General features: G+C 35.7%; 4 protein-coding genes. 2 read left to right on the top strand and 2 right to left on the bottom strand.

Going from position 1 to position 2622, the window contains the following annotated elements:
- Positions 1-542 (top strand): restriction endonuclease subunit S (locus tag WMO75_RS19255; RefSeq protein WP_349078789.1); only part of this gene is annotated, 542 nt, incomplete at its 5' end.
- Positions 543-579: 37 nt separating this feature from the next.
- Here the strand turns inward: WMO75_RS19255 and WMO75_RS19260 are convergent.
- The gene (locus WMO75_RS19260; protein ID WP_349078792.1) at positions 580-1389 is read right to left on the bottom strand and encodes a tyrosine-type recombinase/integrase; all 810 of its coding nucleotides are present in this window, start codon (positions 1387-1389) and stop codon (positions 580-582) included.
- Positions 1390-1488: 99 nt separating this feature from the next.
- Between WMO75_RS19260 and WMO75_RS19265 the strand changes: the two genes are divergently transcribed.
- Complete coding sequence (locus WMO75_RS19265) at positions 1489-2076, top strand: restriction endonuclease subunit S (protein ID WP_349078794.1); 588 nt, start codon at positions 1489-1491, stop codon at positions 2074-2076.
- On the opposite strand, the gene WMO75_RS19270 is transcribed toward WMO75_RS19265, so the two are convergent.
- On the bottom strand, positions 2069-2622 hold a 554-nt coding region (locus WMO75_RS19270; protein WP_349078796.1), incomplete at its 5' end, for a restriction endonuclease subunit S. The two genes, WMO75_RS19265 and WMO75_RS19270, sit on opposite strands and share 8 nt — an antisense overlap.

A 2622-nucleotide genomic window follows, 5' to 3' on the forward strand; every position in this document is an offset into this window, starting at 1 on the left:
GAATACATTTGCCAGATAGTTGGAATTGGGCATCTCTGAGAGAAATCGCACTTTCAATTAGTGATGGTTCTCATAATCCACCACCAAATAATGGTAGTGGCATCCCTTTGTTAAGTGCTGCAAATATAAATGATAATTCTATTTTAATGAACGAAATATCACGATGGATTACAAACGAAGAATGGAAAATTGAAAATCAACGTACTAATATTGAAGTTGGCGATGTATTGCTTACTATTGTTGGCAGTATTGGTCGAAGTGCAGTAGTTCAGAACAACAATCATTTTGCATTACAAAGGAGCGTTGCAGTTATTAAACCATGCTTAATTAATCCTTTATATTTGATGCACATTGTCCAATCTCCTCAAATTCAAAAATGGCTCACTGACAATAGTAAAGGGACAGCTCAAAAAGGAATATATCTTAATGCACTTTCTCTTATGATTATTCCAATCCCTCCATTAGCAGAGCAAGCAAGAATTGTCGAGCTTATTCATATTGCATATAAACAGCTTGATTTGATTTCAAATGCATTACTTTAGAAAACAGCCGCCCTCATTCAAGGACGGCTTAATATTTTTACCAGGTTACTATTTTATCTACAAGTTCCTGTTGTTCGCTGGCAGTACGGCGAAGGTAAATGCGTGTTGTTTCAATGCTCTCATGCCCCATAAGGTCGGCAAGTAGAGCAATATCATTGTACTTTTCAAGGAAGTTCTTTGCGTATCTGTGGCGGAATGAATGAGGATAAACCACCTTTTTATCAAGACCATATTTCTCGGCGTAGTTTTTCAGCTGTTGTGAAATTCCTCTTGTGGTAATTCTTTCGCCATATCTGTTAAGAAACAAATAACCGGAGGAACGATGTTTTTCCTCCAGCCATTCAAGAGTTTCTTTCTTTAATTTTTGGGGTATGTATAATCGGCGAAGCTTTCCACCTTTTGTATATAGGTCAAAATATCCGATTTCAATATGTTCAATCTTTATTTGGATAAGTTCGCTTACTCTTGCTCCCGTAGCTGCTAAATACCAAACTACAAAATACCATTCCATATTACTATCCTTTTTGAGCTGCTTCTTAAGAAAATTGTAATCTGCATTGCTGATAACATTCTCTAAGAAGTTTTTTTGCTGCACCTTTACAGCTTTCAACTGTAATTGCTGTTCTTCTAAATACTCCAAATATTTGTTTATTGCTTGTATACGTAGATTTACTGTTTTAGGTTTAAAAAATTCCATCAAATACCCTTTGTAGGCAAGCAGATTTTCTTTGCTAACAATATCGTAATTCACATTGAAATAATTCACTGTCCATAGATACGATGTTATCGTATTTTCTGATAAATTTTCCTTTCTCAAATATTCTTCAAATGTTATTTTTGTCTCCATAAAAAGACACCTCCGATATAATAATTTTGCGAGAAATTCGCTCTAATATTATATCGAAGATGTTTACACTCCTCTTATTATGAGAAGATTGATGGTGAGGTGTCTTGCATTGATGAAGAAATACCATATGATATTCCAGATACTTGGACATGGATGCGTTTAGAAAATTGCTGTGTTAAAGAAATTCGTCGAGGGAAGTCTCCAAAATATGCAGAAATCAGCAATGTTATTGTATTTGCTCAGAAATGCAACACCAAATACAACGGCATAGATATTAGTTTGGCTCAATATCTTGACGAGACCACAATAAAACGTTATCCGACTGATGAACATATGCAAGATGGAGATATAGTAATTAACTCAACCGGAACAGGTACTCTTGGACGAGTCGGAATTTATAGAAATACCGATAATACTACAGGTCTCTTAATTGTTCCTGATTCCCATGTTACGGTAATTCGTAGCTTTAGTTGCATCAGCTCATATTACCTATATGCTTTCATGAAGGCACATCAAACCGAACTTGAAAAGAAAGGTGAAGGATCAACAAATCAAAAGGAATTAAAGCCACTTACATTAAAAGAAATGCTCATCGCAGTTCCTCCGATATCTGAACAGAAACGCATTAATAAATCTATAAATGTTGCATTTAGCCACCTGGCTATAATCGAAAAGTGCCTCAATTGAGACTCTTCTCAATATGCTCTATTGCTGAAAAAGTTGTTTTGAGCTTGTTGCAAATATTTTCTTGCTCTTTGGTTGGTGGAATAGGTATAACCAAGTTAAGAATATCTTCACGAGATATTCCCGGAATAAGTCCCTTGGCAGCTTGTTTGATTTTCGTCATTGAATATTCAATGCATAATGCCAGAAAATCAACATTAAGGCTATAGATATTGCGAATAGCCATAATTTGACGCGCAATGTGAGCTTCCCCAAAGTTATTATGTGCGATTTCGCCGATAGTTCCTTTGCAAGTCAGAAGTAAGTCTCCCCTCCGAGTAATAACTTGCGGAACGGTAGTCCAACGAACTAAGCTAATATGCCCATTTCTAAAATTGCTTGCACCTGTAATATATGGAATTCCATCATTTTTATCGTTATATTCTGATGGAGACAAATCTCTTCCAGATATGAGTTCCCATGCAGTCTTTAGACGAATAAAAGCCCAACCTTCTGACAATTCAAACGGAATTTCTTCATCAATGCAATTTACTTTATTGCCAATCTTCT

The organism is Blautia intestinihominis, assembly GCF_040096655.1.
GTDB lineage: Bacteria > Bacillota > Clostridia > Lachnospirales > Lachnospiraceae > Blautia_A > Blautia_A intestinihominis.